Origin of the sequence: Microcoleus sp. OTE_8_concoct_300, from assembly GCF_031383065.1 — a bacterium.
Classification (GTDB): domain Bacteria; phylum Cyanobacteriota; class Cyanobacteriia; order Cyanobacteriales; family Microcoleaceae; genus Microcoleus.
This window is the reverse complement of sequence record NZ_JANMZH010000921.1, coordinates 1-3,763: the sequence shown is the minus strand read 5'-3', so window position 1 is coordinate 3,763 and position 3,763 is coordinate 1. Positions and strand designations below refer to the sequence as shown.

The following is a 3,763-nucleotide window of genomic DNA, read 5'->3' as shown; positions in this document are numbered from 1 at the left end:
GGTATGCCCTATGCCCTATGCCCTATGCCCTATGCCCTATGCCCTATGCCCAGTTCTCATCTTTCTGAGAAAGGCTATAGATTGACACCCTCCAGACTTACGCACCATTAAAAATTTGCTCTGCTGTCAAATTTAACTCAGGAAATACCACCGATTCAACCCTTGAATCTCCCCGAAATAGCCTAACCTGATACTCACAATCTACTAATTGACAAACAGATAAAGTAGGCTGTTTAGGAGAACCAATATAACGCCTACCTCCCAAACCAAAATAATCGACAATCCAGTATTCAGGAATACCTAATGCTTCATAGTCTATCATTTTATGTGCATAATCATCGCGCCAATTTGTGCTGACCACTTCAATCGCGAGAGTAATGGACGATCCTTGAGTAATTGTGGAGGATTTTGCCCATAAAGGTTCTAGGGCTAAAGCATCACGGTTGACTACTAAAATATCAGGTAAATAACCCGTTTCTTGATTTGGAGTTTTAACAAGGGCATTCTTGGGGAAGCGATAGGGAAGTTGCAGTCTCCGAGTTTCTAATATTAGTTCTGTCTGCAAGAAATCAACAACTTCTTCATGTTGTCCTGTGGTTTGCCTTTCAAAAATGACTCCGTTGTGTAGTTCATAGCGTTCGTTTTCTGGTTTCCATTCCAGAAATTCATCGAAAGTTATTAACTTAGATATCAATTGAATCATGGAAAAACCTCCAATGTTATAATATCATTTTCCGGACTAGGGAATCCCACACCCGGTTGCCCTTAGCCCTGGATATATAGCATTTCTCAGAAAGATGAGAACTGGGCATAGGGCATAGGGCATAGGGCATAGGGCATAGGGCATAGGGCATACCTCACTTTTTTGAGAACCGCTATAGTGCGTAAGCCTAATTTTAACATAATAATTATTTCTCAGGAAGGGCGAGGATTTATGAGTCAATACAGTATGATTGTTCAATGGTCGGAGGTCGATCGACTTTTCCTGGTCACGATTCCAGAGTTTGCCGATCGCGTGGTGATGCCTTGCACTCACGGTCAAACTCGCTCTGAAGCAATTGATAACGGCGAAGAAGTGATTGAAATGTATTTAGAAGCTTGGGAAGCAGAAGGTGAATCTATCCCTGAACCCAGGACGCTTCAAATTGCTTGTTGAATGCTATTGTAAAATTCTGTTTGTGTGCTGGAGGAGAAAATGGCGAGCGACCTTTTTTCTAATTTATTGGTATTTTTAGGGCGCGATCATACTTTCTAATTCTTCTAATACTTGGAGACTTGAGACTACTTGTCAGCGGCGGGCGATCGAGCTTCAACTCTGTGCTTTACAGTCATGGAGTTAATGAAAAGCTAGGTGTAATTAACTCACCATTTTTCCAAGTTCCTGATTTACGAGTCCCATCAGAATATATCATTATTCCTAAACCGTTGGCCTTGTTATTCTGCCACTGCCCTTCAAAGCGATTGCCATTAGCCCATGTGTATATTCCATAGCCATAAAATTTTCCATCAAGCCAATTCCCGGAATAGCGATCGCCATCAGACCAAATAATAGTACCTACACCGTTATAGTTGCCATTTTTCCACTCACCGTCATAACTTTGTGTCTGATTGTTTTTAGGGTAAGTCATATTCCCTCTACCATTGATTTCGCCGTCCCGAAAATCGCCTACGTAACGCTTTCCATCTGCATAGGTCAAAGTCCCTTTACCATTGCGCTTTTCATTACTCCACTCACCTTCATAGCGATCGCCATTTTTGTAAATATACACACCCTTGACGTAACTATCATCTTTCCACTCTCCTTCTAGGCGATCGCCATTCGCATAACTTAACACGCCTTGACCATTTCTTTTATCATTACTCCATTCCCCTTCATACCGCTCGCCATTTGCATAAGTAAACACACCTTTACCTTTGTATTGCCCGTTCTTGAACTCCCCTTCATACCGATGACCCTTCACATCAGTGTACAGGCCTTTACCTTCGTATTGCCCGTTCTTGATCTCCCCTTCGTAGCGATCGCCCTTAGCACTAATAAATACTCCTTTACCATGCGGTTTACCATTTAAAGTATCACCCTTATATCTACCACCACCATCGTATGTAATCTCACTTGTCAGAGGGCAGAAACCTGCTTGCCAACCAATACATTGTTTGATTTCATTTTGAAAAGGTAAAAATAACATTAAAGACAAGCATAAAGAGAAGAGTACGACCTCTATGCTACCCCTAGGAATCTTATGATTTCGAGGATAAATTATTAATTTTAGTTCCTCATCAAGCTCAATTCTTTCTGTATTTATACCTGCTAATATGTGAAGATATCCTAAGCAAAAGTACCAAATACTAGCAATTACGTTAATAGGGAAAGCTACTAGCCACTGCCAAATTCCTTCAAATCTAAAACCTAGTATAGATGCTCTGAGAGTATAAAACCAGTAGTCAAAAAAGTTATTGATAGCAACAGCATCTTGAGTCGTCCACTTGACAAATTCAGTAATATAAATTTTGTTATTGATATATTTAACGGCTCTATCTGTGAATATATCCATGTAGGGGCTATCACTCACTCTATAGATAACGAGTGAGACGAGGTTTTGATAGTCAAGGATGGTATTAAAAAAGCATAAAAATAAGGTTGTAGGAACTATTATAATAACAGCAGGAAGGTAGCCAAATCTATATACCCAAGACTGTATTCCATAGCCTATACTAATAAAAGCACCCCAGATAATATTCCAAACAATTGTTCCGGGAATACCTTTTATTTTCCTAATTTCTGGATCGTCAGCGTTTGCCAAAACTTGCCATAGACCTACAATAATAATTACAGGGATTACAATGAGCACACGTAAAATAATATCTAACCATTCTATACCAGTAATTTGGATTTCCAGCAGATTGCCACTTGTGAGCTGAGAGAATACTACCTCTGTCCACAGCGTCAAAGGTCTAAGGATGAAAAATACTAAACCTCGTGCTAAAAATAATAGAACGACTGCTCCTATGATACAAAAGATTGTTAATAAAATATCATTCCACAACTTTCTAGTCATTGGTCTATCCTCTTGATTTAAAAAAAACTAGGATTATCTACTGCAATAATCAATAGTTGCTTTTAGATAAGGCACTAATCCTCCAAACCAAGTACCCCAAGCCTGTTTTCCTTCACTGCTATTAATGAAAGAATTAACAGAATTTTGCCACTGAGAATCGTTGGCGGGAAGTATCATCCCATATACGTCACAGGAAAGAGGTTGACTGGGCAATAAAGCAAAATTATCTACAGACAATCCTTGTCTGACGGCTTCTCCTACCAAAAGAACCGTATCGCCCGCAAATGCAGTAATTTTACCGTTCGACACTGCTGTTATGCCTAAATATCTTTCGGGAAACTGTACTATTTCAGCACGAGGATATACTCTGGCAACTGCTGCTAAATTAGCCGAGCCTTGAAGGACGCCAATACTTGTATTTGACAAGTTGACGTTTCTATTTTGATTTTTGACAAGCAACTGTGTGCCTGTAATAAAAAATGCTTGAGAATACTTAATATTTTCGACTTGTTCTTTAGCGCTGCTGATTGTGTTAGGCCCACACTCTATATGCACACTTCCGTTTCTCACCAGAAAACGAGCGAGAAGCCCCTGGCTTTAGACATGGGGAGGAAAGCGGCTGCGACTTCAGTCGCCTTGAATCAAAATCCATAGGAATAGCCACCTTTTTTGTGAATAGATTGGCAATATTTATGACTAATTCCTGC

The 3,763-nt window shown here is 39.9% G+C and carries 4 protein-coding genes; 1 reads left to right on the top strand and 3 read right to left on the bottom strand.

The window, feature by feature from the left end; all coding sequences use genetic code 11:
• Positions 1–97 precede the first annotated feature (97 nt).
• Positions 98–703 carry a Uma2 family endonuclease gene (locus ACUVJL_RS39315; RefSeq protein WP_445250771.1) on the bottom strand — a complete coding sequence of 202 codons (606 nt, stop codon included), beginning with the start codon at positions 701–703 and terminating at the stop codon, positions 98–100.
• 231 nt (positions 704–934) lie between these two features.
• On the opposite strand from ACUVJL_RS39315, the gene ACUVJL_RS39310 reads away from it, so the two are divergent.
• Entirely contained in the window at positions 935–1,156 is a 222-nt protein-coding gene (locus tag ACUVJL_RS39310; RefSeq protein WP_445250770.1) for a type II toxin-antitoxin system HicB family antitoxin, read from the top strand.
• Positions 1,157–1,328: 172 nt separating this feature from the next.
• Here the strand turns inward: ACUVJL_RS39310 and ACUVJL_RS39305 are convergent, their stop codons facing one another.
• Together ACUVJL_RS39305 and ACUVJL_RS39300 are read right to left on the bottom strand one after the other, a co-directional pair.
• Complete coding sequence (locus ACUVJL_RS39305) at positions 1,329–3,056, bottom strand: MORN repeat-containing protein (RefSeq protein ID WP_445250769.1); 1,728 nt, start codon at positions 3,054–3,056, stop codon at positions 1,329–1,331.
• A 33-nt stretch (positions 3,057–3,089) separates the two neighbouring features.
• The gene (locus ACUVJL_RS39300) at positions 3,090–3,611 is read right to left on the bottom strand and encodes a hypothetical protein (protein WP_445250768.1); all 522 of its coding nucleotides are present in this window, start codon (positions 3,609–3,611) and stop codon (positions 3,090–3,092) included.
• Positions 3,612–3,763: the final 152 nt, after the last annotated feature.